Origin of the sequence: Novipirellula galeiformis, from assembly GCF_007860095.1 — a bacterium.
Lineage (GTDB): Bacteria > Planctomycetota > Planctomycetia > Pirellulales > Pirellulaceae > Novipirellula > Novipirellula galeiformis.
Genome location: NZ_SJPT01000008.1, coordinates 26,976 through 43,488 on the forward strand (window position 1 = coordinate 26,976; position 16,513 = coordinate 43,488).

Here is a 16,513-nt window from a genome sequence, read left to right on the forward strand (position 1 = left end):
TCCAATGCGACGCGGATTTCAATGCGACGTGTCCCACGTAACGTGGACGCCAATGCGACGCCGAGTCCAGTGCAACGTGGACGTTGCCTGTGCGCAATTTCAGTTGGAATCAACGTGTTCACTTGGATTCAACGCGTTCATTTGGATTCATGTGGGAACCGCGACGCGTCTGTAATGAATCCCTGACTCTAGCCAATGAGACTGCATCGTGACCAAGGTTCTTTTCGCCACCGACGGCTCCCCCCAAGCGACAAGTTCTCTCGAATTTCTGCGTCGTCTTTCGCTGCCGCGACCGATCGACGTGGAGTTGGTATCGAATGTGTTTATCCCGCTCAATCAGGGTGATCTAACCGACCCGTTGCTGCGGGATTTTCGCATCCACCAGGAGTCCGCCGCCGACCAATTCTTAGCGGCGGCGGAAACGTCGCTCGCGGGCTATGCCGATGTAACCGCGCGGCGTTTGTTGCATGGCGACATCGGTCACAGCATCGTGGAAGCGGCCGAGCAAAGCGATTGTGATCTGATCGTGATGGGGGCCACCGGTCACTCAGGCATCGGGCGAATGTTGCTCGGCAGCGTTAGCGATTACGTGGCAACGCATGCCCCCTGTAGCGTGTTGATCGGGCGGCAACCGGCGCATCAAATTTCGCAAGAGGATCCGATGAAAATCACGATCGGATACAACGATGGTGCCGGTTCCGAGCAAGCGCTCGACGAGTTTCTCAAGCTCCGTTGGGACAATGCCGTGCAAATTAGCTTGTTAGGTGTCGTGGCGATTTTTCAGGGGTTCAGTCCCGATTTGATGCCGAACATCATCGAGTATCGCACCGACCAACGTGTCGCTGCGCTGCGTCATTTGAAACAGGGGCGGGAGCGATTGATCGCGCCGCCGTCGCAACTCTCGTCGGATCAAATTGCATGTGACATTGTCGAGACCGATCACGTGGGAAATGCGGTGACGGAGCACCTCGACGCCCATCAAAGTGATCTTGTCGTGATTGGTGATTCGCATCGCAGTCGAATCAGCCGTATGTTGCTTGGCAGCGTTTCGCGTTTTGTGTTGCAACATGCTCGGTGCAGCGTCTGGATTGCTCGCGACAAGACGGTTGCCAACGAAGCTTAAATGAATCGCTTCTCGCCCCACACCTGATTGCGATTGGGAGGCACCAGTCCTGGGTTGGCTGGGTTTTGGTAGAGCAGCGATTGTATTTTTTCTTCGGAACCGATAAAGCCGCAGGATCGGTCGTAGTGCCAATCTTCGCCCTCGGGCAACCATCGATCGTCCAACGGCCAAGGATCAAACGGACAATAGCCAAGGTCCTGTTCAAGTTTGGACGAGTTCATGGTCACGTCGCCGGCGCGGGGAGGCATTGGGCCGGCTTCGACGCGCAGACAACCGTTTAACAGGTCGGGGTCATAGCCTCCGATGCGGTTGACGATTTGCCCGATCTGGTACAGCGTTAGACGTCGGGGACCGCCGGCGTGGTACAGACCCGCGAGTGGTTTTTCCAGCAAGTCTGCGAACAACCGATTCATGCAATCGGTGTACGTGGGGGTGCGCAGTTCGTCGGTAAACAAGGTTGCCGGTTTGTTTTGTTTAAAGCGAGACGCGATCCAGTCGATAGCACCGGCGTGCTCGTTAAAGCTGATCCCCATCGGCAAGGAAATTCGCAGCACACAGGCATCGGGACGCTGCGTCAGCACGACCTGTTCGGCTTCGGCCATCTTGGCTCCATAGACCGTCACGGGGTCGGTCGCGTCTTCTTCATCGTAGCCACCGCCGTCGCGTCCTGCGAACACCAGGTCGACCGACAAATGAATCACACGAGCATCGTGACGCGCCGCTTGAAGGATCATATTCTCGGCGCCGACGACGTTGACGCGGTGTGCCATCTCGACATTCATTTCACACGATTTGAGTCGGCAACAGCCACCAAAGCTGAGCAGGCTACGAAAGCGATATTGGTCCCAGAGCCGAGCCACGCTGGCGGCATCCTCGGCATCACAGGCCACGATGCCGTCGCCCGAAAGCGGCCACATGCTCGATTGACGAATCCCGATCACTTGGTCGCCATAGAGGTCGCGAAAGTAGTGGAACGCATTGTATCCGGGGACGCCGGCAATCCCCGTCACCAGCATTGGCAGTGGCGGGGGGGAGACGCTGTCTGCGAAGTTTTTCGGAGCTGGGTCCACGAAATCCATGTCTGATTTTTCGTCGCGCGAGTTTGATTGCAGTTACCAGGTGTGCCCTTGTCACTGGCCGGGAGCGACAAGTATGGTTGAGAAGTGTGCCGAAAAAAGGCGTCCGAGACCACCCAACATGGAAATCGACAAGCCGTGACCGAGCGAATTCTGTTTGAATCCCACTCCCACACCCCCCTCTGTATGCATGCCGATGGTCTGCCCAGCGAATATGCCGAGGTCGCTTGGCAGCGTGGTTTGAAGGGGATTAACGTCACCTGTCATAACCCGATGCCCAACGGCTTTTCCGCTCATGTTCGCATGCGAGAAGATCAATTCGACGAATATGTCAACCTCGTCGAACAAACGCGTCAGCAGTGGGAAGGACGCGTTGAGGTTCGCTTGGGACTCGAGGCCGATTACTTCGAGGGGCATGAAGCCTATGTCGAAAAACAGCTCCAATCGGCCGACTTTCAATTTGTGCTCGGTTCGGTTCACCCCCAGATCGGCGAGTTCCGCGAGCGTTATTGGAGCAGCGATGTTTTGGAGGTCCAGAAGACCTATTTTCGCTTGCTCGCTCAGTCTGCTGAGACGGGCTTATTTGACTCGCTCGCTCATCCCGATTTGGTGAAAAATTTCACCTCCGAAGCTTGGGACCTTGCCACGATCATGGATGACATTCGCAGCGCATTGGATCGCATCGCGGCGACCGGCGTGGCGATGGAGCTCAATACCTCGGGGGTCAATAAAACCATTTCGGAAATGAATCCATGCCCCGAGATGTTAGTGGAAATGCGGCAACGAAACATTCCGGTCACGATCGGTGCGGACGCCCACCAACCCGAGCGTGTCGCTGATGGGTACGAGACGGCGATGGAGTTATTGCAGCGGTGTGGCTACGAAAACATCAGCTTGTTCGCGGGGCGGAAACGCTATGAGGTTGCGATCGCCGATGCCCTGAGCAGCCTGCAAAAGCCGGCCTGCAAACCATCGTAACGGCTCGCTAGCGTATCAATTAAAATTGACGTGAGATCCCAGCCGTAGGTGCGTTCGCAAGAACGCGGTCCACCGCAAGGGCGACATGAGCTAGATCAAAATTAGAAATGCTCTAGAGCATCTTTAGATAGGATTGTAGGGCCGGTTTCCACCTCGTCATTACCCACATCCTTGCCCTTAGTCGCGATAGCGACGACAGCAAATCGTGCTCACTGCTGTCGTCACTATCGCGACTTTGGATTGGGGCAGGGTGCGTTTCTGCGGGCTGACGCCCGCAGCTAGGTGCTTACGTCGCTAGCGCGACTGAAAATGTGGGTAAAGACGAGGTTCCCACCGGCCACCTTGTGATGGGCCGGTAGAAACTGGCCCTACATCTCACACAAATTTTTAAGATGCTCTAGCCGTTCTCGGCCATGTCGCGAGCGTGATAGCTACTGCGAACGAAGGGGCCGCTGGCGACTTTCTTGAATCCCATCTTGCGGGCGATTTCGCCGAGTTCCTCAAATTCCTCAGGCGGCACGTAGCGAACCACGGGGAGGTACTTTTCGCCGGGCTGCAAGTATTGGCCGAGCGTCAAGAAGTCGACGTCATATTCGCGCAAGTCGGCCAAAGCTTCGAGCAATTCGCCGCGTTCTTCGCCGAGTCCGAGCATCAATCCGCTCTTGGTCCGCACGCTGGCATCGTATTGTTTGACGTCCCGCATCATCTGCAGCGTCCAGCGATAGTCGCTTTTGGGGCCGCGAACGCGACGGTAGAGTCGCGGCACCGTTTCCATGTTGTGGTTAAAGACGTCCGGCCGTGCTTCGATGACGCGGGCCAAGGAAGGTTTGCAGTGGACAAAGTCGGGGGTCAAGACTTCGGTGGTCGCGCCGGTGCGTTCGCGCACGGCGACGACACAGCGATAAAAATGATCGGCCCCGCCATCGGGCAGGTCGTCGCGCGTGACGCTGGTGATGACAACGTGTTTCAGCCCTAGACGTGCCGCGGCTTCGGCCAATCGCTCGGGTTCGTCCGATTCGGGCAATTGCGGTGGACGACCGCGATGCACGGCACAGAAACCACAGGGGCGAGTGCAAACGGCTCCCAAAATCATGAACGTCGCCGTCTGCTGGCTATAACATTCCATCCGGTTGGGGCACTTCGCATTGTCACAAACCGTTTCCAGTTTCAATTCCTCCAACAGACCGGCGGTCAGATGGTTGGAATTGCTGGGCGGGATCGGTCGTTTCAACCATCGGGGAAGGCGACCGGAAGCACTGACTTCGGCACCTTCAGGGATTTCAGGATCGGAGACGACGGGTAATCGAAATGCCATGGACGTTTGGGGATCGGGTGAATCGAATGAACCAAATAGCGTTGTCGTTCGCATTGTAGTAAACGACGGGAGGTTGGTCATCTCGGTAGACTTGATCACCGAGCCCAAAAATCCCCCATTTTCCACAAAATCGGAGTTTGCTCGCAGCAAACGAAGCCCCGCTGCGCTAACTCACTGCTTGGCGGTACAATTCGCCTCGTTATGGCAAAAAACAAGAAAACCAAAAAAAAAGCTTCGGGTAAAAAATCCGAACCCACCTTCACCATTGTGACCGAAAATCGCAAAGCGAGGCATCGCTATGAGATTCTCGACTCGGTGGAGTGTGGGCTGATGTTGATGGGCAGCGAGGTCAAGTCGATGCGCGACGGAAAAATGTCGCTCGATGAGGCTTATATTCGCGTTAAAGACAACGAGTTATGGCTGATCGGCAGCGATATTGCCCATTACAAGAACGCCGGGATGTGGAATCATGATCCCCGGCGTCCGCGCAAATTGCTCGTGCACGCGCGCGAGTTCGATAAATTCGCGGGTCGAGCCCACGAGCGCGGGCTGACGTTGATCGCATTGCGTGTTTATTTCAATGCGCGCGGGATCGCTAAATGTGTGATGGGCTTGGTCAAAGGCAAGAAGTTACACGACAAACGCGAAACGCTGAAAAAACGTGATAGCGACCGCGGGCTGCAACGAGCGATGCGGCGCGGCTAATCTACCTCTTCCCATGACGGCGTGAACTCGCATTCGGTTTACGTTATCAACCAGCTTTACCAACAAGAAATCATGGCAAACGTGGAAAAGACGCTTCAAATCACGGATCTCGTCAAGACATTTGACCAGCCCGGTGGGGGGCGATTGACGGTCTTGGATATTCCGAAATTCGAAATCAATGCAGGCGAACAGGTCGCGTTGATTGGTCAAAGTGGGGGCGGCAAAACCACGCTGTTGCATCTGATCGCCGGCTTGTTGACGCCTGACTCGGGGTCGATTCGTTTGGTGGGCACCGAGCTCACCAAGCTAAGCGAACAAGGCCGCGATCGTTTTCGTGCCTCCACGATTGGCTATGTGTTCCAGACGTTCAACTTATTGCCTGCGTTCACGGCGATTGAAAACGTGCGACTGGGCATGACCTTTGGCCATGGACGTATGAATCCAAGCCGTGCCGATGAATTGCTCGCTCGCGTCGGATTAGCCGATCGTGCTCATTATCGTCCCAGCCAATTGAGCGTGGGCCAACAACAACGTGTGGCCATCGCTCGTTCGTTGGCCGGGAAACCACGGTTGCTACTGTGTGACGAACCGACGGCGAATGTTGACCCCGTCAGCGCCGAAAACGTGCTCGATTTAATTCGCAGCTCTTGCCAAGAAGAGAACGTCGCGATGTTAATGGTCACGCATAGCATGGATGTGGCCGAGCGTTTCGATCGCATCGAAAAACTGGATCAGATCAACCAAGCGTTTTCCGCAACCGCGCACTAGAGAATTTTGGAAAGAAAAAAACGGATGTCTTTGATTCAAATCGCCTGGCGTAACTTTTGCCATCGCTCTTTGTCCAGTGCTCTGACCACGCTCTCGTTAGCGCTTGGCGTGGGACTCGTGGTGCTCGTGTTGTCCATCTTCGGGATCATCAGCGAAGCGTTCACGCGGAATGCCTCGGTGGGCTACAACTTGGTTGTCGGACCGAAGGGCAGCGCGCTGCAATTAACGCTCAACAGTGTCTACTACTTGAGCCAACCGATCGAGAATCTTCCGTTCACCGAGTACATGGAATTCTTTGGGCAACCCGAACGTGCCGAAATGGTGCGTGAATATGGTGGCGACCCGGCACTGGGCGAGCGTGATGGAATCTACGCCGATTACATGGGGGGCGGTTTTGCGATTCCTTTGGCGTTGGGAGATTACTTTGGCGAGTTTCGTGTGGTCGGCACGACTCCCGATTTCTTTGAGAAATTACGCCATGGTCCCGATGTCGACGAACCGTTTACCTTTGCTCAAGGTCGCGCGTTGACCGAATTTAGTGTCGAAAATAGTTACTTTGAAGCGGTGCTTGGCTCTCGCGTCGCCAGCGACATGGGAAAACGTGCGGGCGATGAGTTCTTTCCGACGCACGGGGATCCTGAGGGGGAAGGACACGGCCAGGGCTTTAAAATTGTGGGAGTGCTCGATCCCACCGGCACGCCCAATGACCGTGCGGCTTTTGTGAACCTCGAAGGTTTTTATTTGCTTGAAAATCACGCCAAACCGCTCGTCGGAGACGAGGTTATCGTAGAGCCGAGCGATTGGAAGCAACGTGATCCCGCTCACAAACCGTTGGTGATTCCGCAGCGTGAAGTCACATCGATTTTGATTCGCAACGGGAACTTGATGTTTGCACCGGGGATGCAAAATACGATCAACGAAGGACTTCAATCGCAAGCGGCCGCTCCGGTGGGCGAGATCGCAAAATTGATGTCGGCGATCGTGGGACCGCTCTTGAAAGCGTTGCTGGCGATCACCTTGATCACCTGTGTCGTCGCCGCGGTGGGCGTTTTGGTCGCCATCTATAACTCGATGAACGATCGCCGCCGCGATATCGCCGTGATGCGAGCTCTCGGGGCGCGGCGAGAAACGGTGACCGCCGTGATCTTGGCTGAGAGTTTGATCATTGCCTTTGTCGGAGGAGCCCTTGGATGGTTCCTCGCTCACTTTGCAATTTGGTGCTCTAGCGGTTACATCGAGGCCCAAACCGGTGTGCAAGTCAGTCTGTTCACCACCAGTACGTATGAGGTGGCGATTTTGCCATTGGTGGTGGCGCTGGCCTTGTTCGCGGGATTCCTGCCCGCTTGGTCCGCCTATCGCACCGACGTTGGATCGAATTTGTCGGCGTAGCGGGAATGCCGTTACGCAAATGCGCACGCCGCTCGTTCGGCGTGCATCGGCTCAACTGCTTGGGCTCGACGAGTTTATTCGATCGAAGGCAGTGCCGGTTTAGAACAAAATCGTTCGAGGGTCTCGGACAAGGTGTCCGGCTGAATCGGTTTGGCGAGGTAACCGTTCATCCCCGCCGATTTGCAGAGTTCCCAGATTTGATCGTCACTATGGGCGGTCATTGCAACGATGGGTAGCGGCGTTTCCGCTGTCTCCGCCTGCTTCCTTCGAATCATTTTAGTCGCATCGATACCGTCCATTCTCGGCATGTCGACATCCATCAAACACAGGTCGAACGCTTGCTCCGATGCGAGCTGAACCGCTTCGACACCGTCATTGGCGACGACCACTTCGAAGCCTTGCATTTGCAGAATTCCCATGATCACTTCTTGATTGATCACGCCGTCCTCGGCGACCAAGATTCGTGCCGCCGCGTTAGCGTCGCTGGACTCCGTGGTGCCGGTCGCACGGTGGAGGTCGTTTACCACGTTCGCCATCGGCTCGCCGCGATCGTCACCGGCCGATGCGCGGGATGGGGCGACCGGATCGCTGCCGTTGAAGCGGTGCTTTGGATCGCGATGGAGCAACCCTACGGCGGTCGAGATGATCTCGGACTTGAGTGCGGGTTTGCGAAGCTCCGCGGACCACGGGGCTCGCTCGATGGACAAATTGGCATTCGCCGGCAGCAGGAAAAGACAGGGGATTCGCAACGCGGCGCAGCGGTTGGCCAGGGCATCGATCTCGTCGCACCCGAACACGACAAGGTCCCAATGTTGGTCAAAGAAGTCATCGGCTGGCTCGTCCGCGCCGCCGGCGGAATGCCAAGGCCACAGGGTCACTTCGGCGCCAATCCTGTGGAGCGCCGATGCAATGGCACGCTGGGACGCTTCGAGCGGATCGATCACGGCCACGCGCGCGGTCGACCACTGCGGAGTGGATTCGGTGAGTGGACCGTCGGCGTCGAGTTCCAATGGCAACCGCACCGTGAACGTACTGCCGCTTCCCGGAACGCTGTGAACTTTGATCGTTCCTCCCATTCGCTCCGTCAACTCACTACAGATGGCCAACCCTAGGCCCGTTCCACCGTAACGCCGCGTCGTGCTGCTATCGGCTTGAGAGAATGACTCGAATATTTTGGCTTGCTGGTTCGCTGGAATGCCGATGCCGCTGTCCTGGACCGCGATCGAAATTTGCTCTGAGCCCTCGTCATCTTGAACGCGTTCGATCGTCAACGCGATAAAGCCCTGTTCGGTGAACTTGATCGCATTTCCGATCAGATTCATGATGATTTGCCGCAACCGGGAAGGGTCGCCCAAAGTGTTTTTAGGCACATTGGCGTCGACATCGCAAACCAACTCGACTCCTTTTTGCCATGCCGATGCTGCCATCAAACGGCTGACCTCTCCAGCCAATCGTTCCAGATCCATGGGGATCCGTTCCAACTCCATCTTCTTGGCTTCGAGTTTCGAGAAGTCGAGTAGGTCGTTGATCAAGGTCAGCAGAGATTGGCCGCTCTCTTCGGCGGTTTCCAAGTAGCCGGCTTTTTGCGAAATTGCCGAGGTTTGCTGTGCCAGCCGGGTCATGCCGAGGATGCCGTTGAGCGGCGTGCGAATTTCGTGACTCATCGTTGCCAAAAATCGGCTTTTCGCTTCATTGGCGGAGTTTGCTTGAAGGATCGCTTTGCGCAGCTGTTCTTCGGTTGTGCGGAGTTGTTCGTTGCTTTGGGAAAGTTGCTTGGCGCGATCTTCAGCTGCCTTGGTGCGTTCGAGCACGCGTTGTTCCAGGGTATCGTTCAATTTTTGCAGGCGTAGAAAACCGTCGGCATTTTCCAAGGCGGCACCGGCCAATGTCGTAACGAAATCGACGATCCGCCGTTCGTCATCGCCGAACAAATTTTTCAAATCGAGATGCGTGACCAAGATCAACGCGACCGGTTCGCCGCGAAATGCGATCGGGGCCGCAATCACGCTGTCGTTGCGGCCTTCGATCTCTTCCTGGCAAACGGCTTGCCCCGTTTGCGTCGCCTTGCGAAGCAGGTGCTCATAACTCTCGATACGGCGTTGGCATGTTGGTTCGGAGTCCTCGCTCGACCAAGGAGTGAAGGTAAGTTCGCTTTGGTCTTTATGAATCGTGACAACGTCAACGAACTGGCCGCGTAGCAAGCGACGAGCCGATTCGCTGGCTTCGGCGTAAACCAAATCGGCCGATAACGCTTGAGCGATGCGGCGTCCCGATTTCAGAACCGTGACAAAGCGATCGGCCAACGATAGATTCGTTACGCCCTGTCCCGAGAGGGAATGCTCTTCGACGACCGAGGGAAAGAGGTTGTTGAGTTCCATCAGTCGCGATTGGCGAACAGCGGGCAGGGGGCCGAGCAGCGCTGTTTCGCGTTCGTACAATGCATGCAGGACTTGCAATGTGTCGCGTTCTTCGATGGGTTCGCCGCAAGCGACCGCGAATTTGATGCTGAGGTTTAGATGCCGAATTGCACGCGAGGGTTTTCCCCGCATCATCTGCAAGATCGCAAGTTCACGGTGAGCGTGCGCACGGTCCGCCGGAAATCCTTTGGCGATACGTGCCGCCTTGAGCATCGCAGCATGGGTGATCTGTAATTGGTTGCGGAAACGGCGGCCGTCATGACTGTCGATCGATTCGAGTTGCAGACGCAGTGCCGTTCCCAACCATGTGTAGCAGGGGCTGATATAGGTGTTCAGGTGCCCAGCGTGTTTGCAGCGAGCAATTGTATCTCGCAAGACCGCAATCGCTTCGTCAATGCGATCGTGATGCAACAGGATGACCGCGTAGGCGAGTTGAGTTTGGGCATGGCTTTGGGCATCGGCTCGATAGCGTGAGGCCTCGGCCACCACAAGGGCTAAGGGAAGGGTTTGCGGTGAGGTTCGAGCCCAAACGTCCAAGCTGATCCCGGTCGCTTGAAGATCTCCGATCTGGCGACCTGATTCAAACATTTGCTTGGCAAGCTCGCTCGCTTGACGGAGGCGTCCGACTCGATACAACGCGTTGGCCGCTTGGTAGCGGGCCATGTTCATTTCCCAGACGTCACCGGTTTGACGCAGCAATTCCACGCTCCGCCGGGACATCGCAATCGCATCTTCGAAATCGCACGCGGCCAACATCACCACACAGTGGTAGTGCATCGATTGGCCCTGACCCCACAAATCTCCCAATGACTTGCGAATCGACAACGATCGGTTGGCGTATCGATGGGCTCGTTTGAACCAACGCAGCAAACTCATCACCGGACCGTGTTCGCTATAGACTGCGGCCAGCGTGGCGGAGGGGGCGAATCGTTCCGCTTCGTTCAACGATCGCAAGTGATTGCTGAGCGTCCAAAGCTTGTGGCGACTAAACCAATACACACGCGAGAGGCGGCTGAGTAGTTCTAGTCTGAGGCAATCGAGTTCGGACAGCGAGGATTGTCGCGCGATCCAGCGATCGGGCAGGTAGGTGTGGATGATTTGAAAGAACGACTGGGTCACGAGTCCAAAAAACATCGTGATCACGTTGCTTGGCAGCCGGATGCCGGTCAACGTCAAGGCTTGTTCAAATTCATTTGCCGCTTCGGAGAATCGCCCTCGTTTGAACGAGACCTCCCCGATCTGTTGCTGGACTCGGGCCTTGGCGAGTGGCGAATCCGCCAGCGCAAAGGCTTCGTGCAGGCAGTATTCCGCTTGGTTGTATTGTCCGGCTAGTAGGTGGATGGTCCCCATTCCCTCGAGGATCTCGGATTCGGTTTGCCGGTCTTGGGAGGAGACCCAGCGTTGGGCGATTTTGAGTTGATCCTGAGCGACCGACAACGAAAAGTGTTGCCGTGCGACGCGAGCGGCCGCAAGCGAAGTGCTCAACGCGAGTTCGCCTTGCCCCGCTGCATCGTAGTGAAATGCGAGGTCAAAAAAGTTGGTCGGGTCATGCTGTTGGAGATAGTCGACCGCTTGCAAATGGATTTGCCGTCGTTCGGACGCAGCCAAGTGCGCTTGGAGTTGGTGATGGATTTGATCGTTAGCGAAGCTGTACCAACCGGGGCTCGTTTCACGCCACAATACCCGTCGCCCATAGGCATCGGTTGCGACTTTGAAGATTTCGGAGTAGGGGACTCCGGTCATGGACGCCAGCATTTGTAGATTAAAATGTCGGCCGATCACTGCCGCCGTGGCCAGCAAACGCAAGGCCTCCGGGGGCAGGGTGTTGACTTGGCGCGCCAACAGTTCGGCAAACGTTACATCGCCGCGCAGTGCGTCGGAAAGATCCGCGTCGGCAACCCAACCTTGCTTGGAATGGATGCAAGTATTGGTATCAATCATCCGCCTCAGGATTGCCGAAGCCATCGTGATGCTGCCATCGGCGATGTCCACGATGGAGTGTTTGATCGATTTCGCCAACATTCCAGCGGTCGATTCGAGGTGCAATTCGAGCGCCTCGGATGACAGCGGTTCGAGTTGAATCTGGTCTTCGATTGTCGCTAGGTTTAGCGATTCCGCCGAGTTCCCGGTGACCACGCATAACACGCAATTGCCGTGCTCCGACGCCGCGCGATCCATGATCGTTCGCATCACCGTGCGCGTCAATTCATCGGCGGTGTCGAGGTCATCGAACAGCAATGTCAGCCCCGATGAATCTTTGGCAAGCGCCGCAAAAAACTCGGACAATGCGATCGCCATCCGTTGGCTGCCATAGGCTTCGGGGCCCGAGTGATCTTTGCTCGTCCAAAGGGATGATAGCGCAGGCAACAATTCACGCAGGGTCGTCGCATGATTCCTGGTCGCTTCGGCCAAACGCACCGCTAGCTCTGGATCGTTCCGGCACAGCGAGACGATTCCAGAGAAAAACGATTCGAGCGACTGCAGTGGTTTGGAGGTGCGGGTGGAGGGAACTCCGCCTCGGAACACCAACAAACCTTGGGATTTCGCACGCAGCACGATCTCGTCGACAAGCATTCGACGGTCGCTGACTTCGCCACCGGTGATCGCTTGCAGTCGCGCATTGCCCAAAAGGGAATCGTCGATCGATGCTTGGATCGTTTGAATCGCTTCGTCGCGACCGACCAACGAGGGTTCGGTCAACTGGAATCGAATGTCGTGGGTGCCAATCGGGAAGGACGCATCCGCTTGAGGCGTGTTTTGCACGCGTTGGATGTGCTCGAGATCGTGCGATAAAGCGGTCGCCGTCTCGTAACGATTACGAGGATCACGATGCAATAAACGGGCGACCACGTCGTCGAGGGCTTGGGGGATCTTGATCCCCAATTCGCGAAGCCGAGGGGGATCGACACACAATTGGCGATCAAAATAGTCACTCGCGTTGGACGCCTCAATTGGCGCTCGCCCCGACAACATCCCAAAGATGATCGCACCGACCGAATACAAATCCGATGCCGGGCTGATCTTACGCGCAAGCACGCCACTTGATTCGGGTGAAACGAAAACAAGATGCTCTACAGGAAGAGAAGTGAAGTCCTCTTGTGCATGGACTTGCACCACCAAGCCGTCTCGCAATTGCACTTGGAATTGGGAATCGCAAAACACACAATCGGCATTCAACCAACTGTGGACCCGCGATAAACGGTGCCAATCGTCCAAGCATTGGGTCAACGAGATCGCGGTCTGAAGGACGGCATCCAACTCAAACCGGCGGCTAAAGATTCGTCCCTTGAGGGGTTCCCCCCGGGGTAAATCGATCACGCGTGTTAGCCGCGTCAAGGAATCGTAAAAATGACGCTGTTTGAGACTTCCGGTGGGCTGCTGTCGGACGTTGCTTTGCCAGTCTCGACGGACTCGCGAGAACAGTTTGTCCGAGGATTCTTTCGCTTCAATCCATTCGGCAATGCAATTTCGCCCGCTCAGATGCGACTTCACGAGACAGCTCGCCATCGGACCGTGAGATTCAGTCGCAGCGATTGCCGAAAAGTTGCTCAGCTCGGGAAGCTCGAGGGGAACCGGTGTCATAGTTGTAAAGGGTTTAGGGTGTCCGCAATGGACTATCCAACGCGATCAAATCGTATTGCGATTGTTTTGAGACGTTCCGGAGCAACATCGGAGCGTGTCAAAAATGGAAACATGCAATCAAGGGAGTGGCAAGCTCGGCGATCATTCGCCATGGATGTCCATGGGATGCCCACGCGAGCTAATCTCTCTCGATGTGATGTCCTGTTTAAGCTTAGGTCATTTTTAACGGTCGAGACGACATTTCAAATAAAGTCGAAAAGATTTCTGGCTAAATTTTGAGGGTTGGGCGGGCCCCCGTCAGGGAGGGTCGTGGGCGTGCCAATCGAAGTCGGCAAGAAACGCTTTACGGGGATCCGCATCGTTGTCTGGGTTTGTTCTAACGGTCAGTGAATTGAGTGGTTGCGACGGTGAATGCCCGCTCCCTTGGTCCGTTTCTCCGGCACAGCGGAGCGAGTGGTTGTTCGTTACAACCGTTGTAGCTCGTGTGAGGGGAGAGGGAGGGCGTGGCTCGGCGCAATCGCTTGACATTTCGTTCAGCTTTGGAATATTGCACATCTCGCATCAACGCAGCGTGTGTCGATCAGACGCATTCGTTTGAATGACAATGCATGTCGTTGACTTTTCAACATTTATCTAGGGGCAAATCACCATGAGCATGGTGTCTGGAAATTACGTTAGGCGTGCCAAAAGAGCTGGCGAACTTAGCAGCACACGACGTAAGGGTGACGAACTCGCGTCCTCTGCGGTCTCGACCGAAGTGACGCTGAAATCTCTTCTTGATCAAATTCACTCGATACTCGCTTCGCCTAAGTCGGTGGCTTCTGAAGTCGAAAACGCGGTCGATCGATTGTTTCATGGTTTGCGATCGATTCGTCATTCAACGCCCAAAGCTCAGTGGCAAGAGATGATCAAAGAGGGACGCGAGCACCCGATCAAAGAGTTCCTGCACCAAGACCCCTTTACTGCTAGAGCGTTCAACAAGCCTCGCGGTTACGCGGGTGACGCGGTGATGATGGATTACATTTACGGTCGTGAAGAGGATTGGCAGCGGCCCGAAGCGAGTGCGGTGGGGTCAGCGATTTTCAACTACACGACGGCGGCACCCGCGTCCGCCGGTGTGCGTGAACGACGTTGTTATGTCGCTGAAATGCTCGATGCGATCGCGCGTCAAAGCAGTGATCAACATGTGTTGGCGGTCGCGGCGGGGCATCTTCGCGAGGCGAGTCTGTCGACCGGGGTCCGGCGGAAACGGTTCGAACGTTTCGTCGCGATGGACGCGGACGAGAAAAGTCTTGAGGAAATCGACCGTTGCTACGGCCGCTATGGGATTGATGCGGTGACCGCAAACATCCGCCAAATGTTAACGGGGAATCTCGATCTCGGTTCGTTCGATTTGATCTACTCCACCGGGCTTTACGACTATTTGGCCGACTCGACCGCGATGCGATTAACCGCCAACCTGTTTGATTGCCTACGTCCGGGCGGAAAGTTGGTGATCGCAAATTTCTTGCCCGAAATTCGCGACGTCGGCTACATGGAAATGTTCATGGATTGGCATCTAATCTATCGAACCCGCGGCCAGATGATGCAGTTAGCCGACAAGGTGGTTCAATCGGCGGTTGATGAAATTCGGGTGGTTGCCGAAGTCAATGACAACGTGGTGATCATGGAAATGACCAAGCGTTAGCCGCCGCGTTGCGGGACCAAGCCCTGGATCAAAAACGACGTATCGCACTGAGAAAGACCATGTGCGTTTGCGTCGTGACGGTGGCATGCGAGTAATCGCCGCCGGGGTACATGCTGACTCCGGTATGGACGTCCGGTGCGAAGGCGAATTGGTAGGCCGTGTCGATTTCCCAGTCGCGGTGTTTGAATCCATAACCGACTGAAAAATGATGCTGCAGCGTTGTTTGCAGGTAAGTGCTTGTGGTTGCCGCGGGAATCGGATTGTCTTGGTAGCGATATCCTAAACGCACCGTTTGGTGATCGCTGAGGTCGCGTTCGTATCCGCTGCTGACGATCAAGGCGTCTGTCCAACGGAGCGGAAACTGTTCGGCGATCGATGGGCCCGCGACCGTTCGAAACGTCGGATTGCTCGGCTGGGTAAAGAGGAGTTCGGCGTTGTCATAGGCACTCGACCAATCTTCCCATTCGAAATCGAGTCCGATGCGTTGGCGTGAATCAAGTTGATGCATCAACCCGATGCCCACCGAGCGGGCCCAGGTCAGTCCAAATTCAACGTCGTATTGACTGCGTCCCAAGCCGGCGATCTCCACGGCCGCTTTTCCAGCGGATTTGAATTCGTTTTCACTTTGATAATGGACCCCCACCGTGGTGCGGTCCGACAGAGCGTATTGGGTGCCGCAGGACCACGACAACGCTGCGCCGGTGGCTTGGAGATCCAAGATCGTTGGCGTGCCTCGCAGCGGTCCGGAGTTCAGGTAATAGGGGCCTTCGATTTCAACATGACTGATGGCGGTGCCAAGGGTCGCGCCCACGGTCCAAGCCTCGGTCATTCGAACCGAGATGCCCGGTAAAATGCGAGCCAGGGCGCCGAACGATTTATAGGTGTACTGACCCGGCAGCGTCGCCGGCCCGTTGAGATCATAATCGGAGGCGAATCCGGCTGGCGCGAACGCGCCGAAGCCAAGCACGATGTCTTCGTTTAGTCGCCGTGCGACCATGAAGTATCCCAGCCCGGTCGGATTGTCCGCAGCATCGGTCGTTGCGTTCTCGTTGTCGGCATAGCTCAAATCGGTGAACAATCCGGCGCCACCCATCTCGATGTAGACGTCATTGCAATCGCAATCGCCTACCAAGCCTTGCATCCCGGCCGCATTGTCCAACAACAACACTCCATTGTCGCCAAAGCCGAGGTTGGTGCCGCCGCGACCGGCTTCACGCGCCGAGAGGGCGTTGCTAATCGTCCCCGCCGCATAGCTCGGGCTGGCGAGAAAGGCGAGAGCCCATGTCGTTAGTAGCAGTCCGGTTGGCGGCGTCTTTGCTCGCCAGAATCGTTTCGTCCCAAGTCTCATCATCGCCCCATCGCCCTTGATCTTTTGCCCCTAAGCTCAAACACGTTGTGGTTCGCTTGAACGCAACGCCTATCGGGCTTGATCGGATTAGCCGCTTAGGAGGGCTGTACGGAATCTGCGGGGAA

General features: G+C 56.0%; 10 protein-coding genes. 6 read left to right on the forward strand and 4 right to left on the reverse strand.

Annotated features, from left to right (window positions below; genetic code table 11):
• Window positions 1-208: 208 nt before the first annotated feature.
• The gene (locus Pla52o_RS19770) at window positions 209-1,123 is read left to right on the forward strand and encodes a universal stress protein (protein ID WP_146596367.1); all 915 of its coding nucleotides are present in this window, start codon (window positions 209-211) and stop codon (window positions 1,121-1,123) included.
• Here Pla52o_RS19770 and Pla52o_RS19775 read toward each other — a convergent pair.
• Window positions 1,120-2,202, reverse strand: a complete 1,083-nt coding sequence (locus Pla52o_RS19775; RefSeq protein WP_146596368.1) for an SDR family oxidoreductase — start codon at window positions 2,200-2,202, stop codon at window positions 1,120-1,122. The two genes, Pla52o_RS19770 and Pla52o_RS19775, sit on opposite strands and share 4 nt — an antisense overlap.
• A gap of 84 nt (window positions 2,203-2,286) precedes the next feature.
• Here Pla52o_RS19775 and Pla52o_RS19780 point away from each other — a divergent pair, with 84 nt between their 5' ends.
• Complete coding sequence (locus Pla52o_RS19780; protein WP_146596369.1) at window positions 2,287-3,177, forward strand: histidinol-phosphatase; 891 nt, start codon at window positions 2,287-2,289, stop codon at window positions 3,175-3,177.
• 397 nt (window positions 3,178-3,574) lie between these two features.
• Here the strand turns inward: Pla52o_RS19780 and lipA are convergent, their stop codons facing one another.
• Window positions 3,575-4,492 (reverse strand): lipoyl synthase, encoded by a 918-nt coding sequence (gene lipA / locus Pla52o_RS19785; RefSeq protein ID WP_146596370.1) that lies wholly within the window; start codon window positions 4,490-4,492, stop codon window positions 3,575-3,577.
• 201 nt (window positions 4,493-4,693) lie between these two features.
• On the opposite strand from lipA, the gene smpB reads away from it, so the two are divergent.
• From smpB to Pla52o_RS19800, 3 genes are all read left to right on the forward strand, one after another.
• On the forward strand, window positions 4,694-5,197 hold the full coding sequence (gene smpB / locus Pla52o_RS19790) for an SsrA-binding protein SmpB (RefSeq protein ID WP_146596371.1): 504 nt from the start codon (window positions 4,694-4,696) through the stop codon (window positions 5,195-5,197).
• A gap of 72 nt (window positions 5,198-5,269) precedes the next feature.
• Window positions 5,270-5,965: an ABC transporter ATP-binding protein gene (locus Pla52o_RS19795; protein WP_146596372.1), complete on the forward strand. Its 696-nt coding sequence runs from the start codon at window positions 5,270-5,272 to the stop codon at window positions 5,963-5,965.
• 24 nt (window positions 5,966-5,989) lie between these two features.
• A complete protein-coding gene (locus Pla52o_RS19800; RefSeq protein ID WP_146596373.1) occupies window positions 5,990-7,354 on the forward strand; it encodes an ABC transporter permease in 1,365 nt (454 codons plus the stop codon).
• 74 nt (window positions 7,355-7,428) lie between these two features.
• Here Pla52o_RS19800 and Pla52o_RS19805 read toward each other — a convergent pair whose 3' ends face one another.
• On the reverse strand, window positions 7,429-13,353 hold the full coding sequence (locus Pla52o_RS19805) for an ATP-binding protein (protein WP_146596374.1): 5,925 nt from the start codon (window positions 13,351-13,353) through the stop codon (window positions 7,429-7,431).
• A 649-nt stretch (window positions 13,354-14,002) separates the two neighbouring features.
• On the opposite strand from Pla52o_RS19805, the gene Pla52o_RS19810 reads away from it, so the two are divergent.
• A complete protein-coding gene (locus Pla52o_RS19810; protein ID WP_146596375.1) occupies window positions 14,003-15,040 on the forward strand; it encodes a class I SAM-dependent methyltransferase in 1,038 nt (345 codons plus the stop codon).
• A gap of 28 nt (window positions 15,041-15,068) precedes the next feature.
• On the opposite strand, the gene Pla52o_RS19815 is transcribed toward Pla52o_RS19810, so the two are convergent.
• Complete coding sequence (locus tag Pla52o_RS19815) at window positions 15,069-16,391, reverse strand: OmpP1/FadL family transporter (protein ID WP_146596376.1); 1,323 nt, start codon at window positions 16,389-16,391, stop codon at window positions 15,069-15,071.
• Window positions 16,392-16,513: the final 122 nt, after the last annotated feature.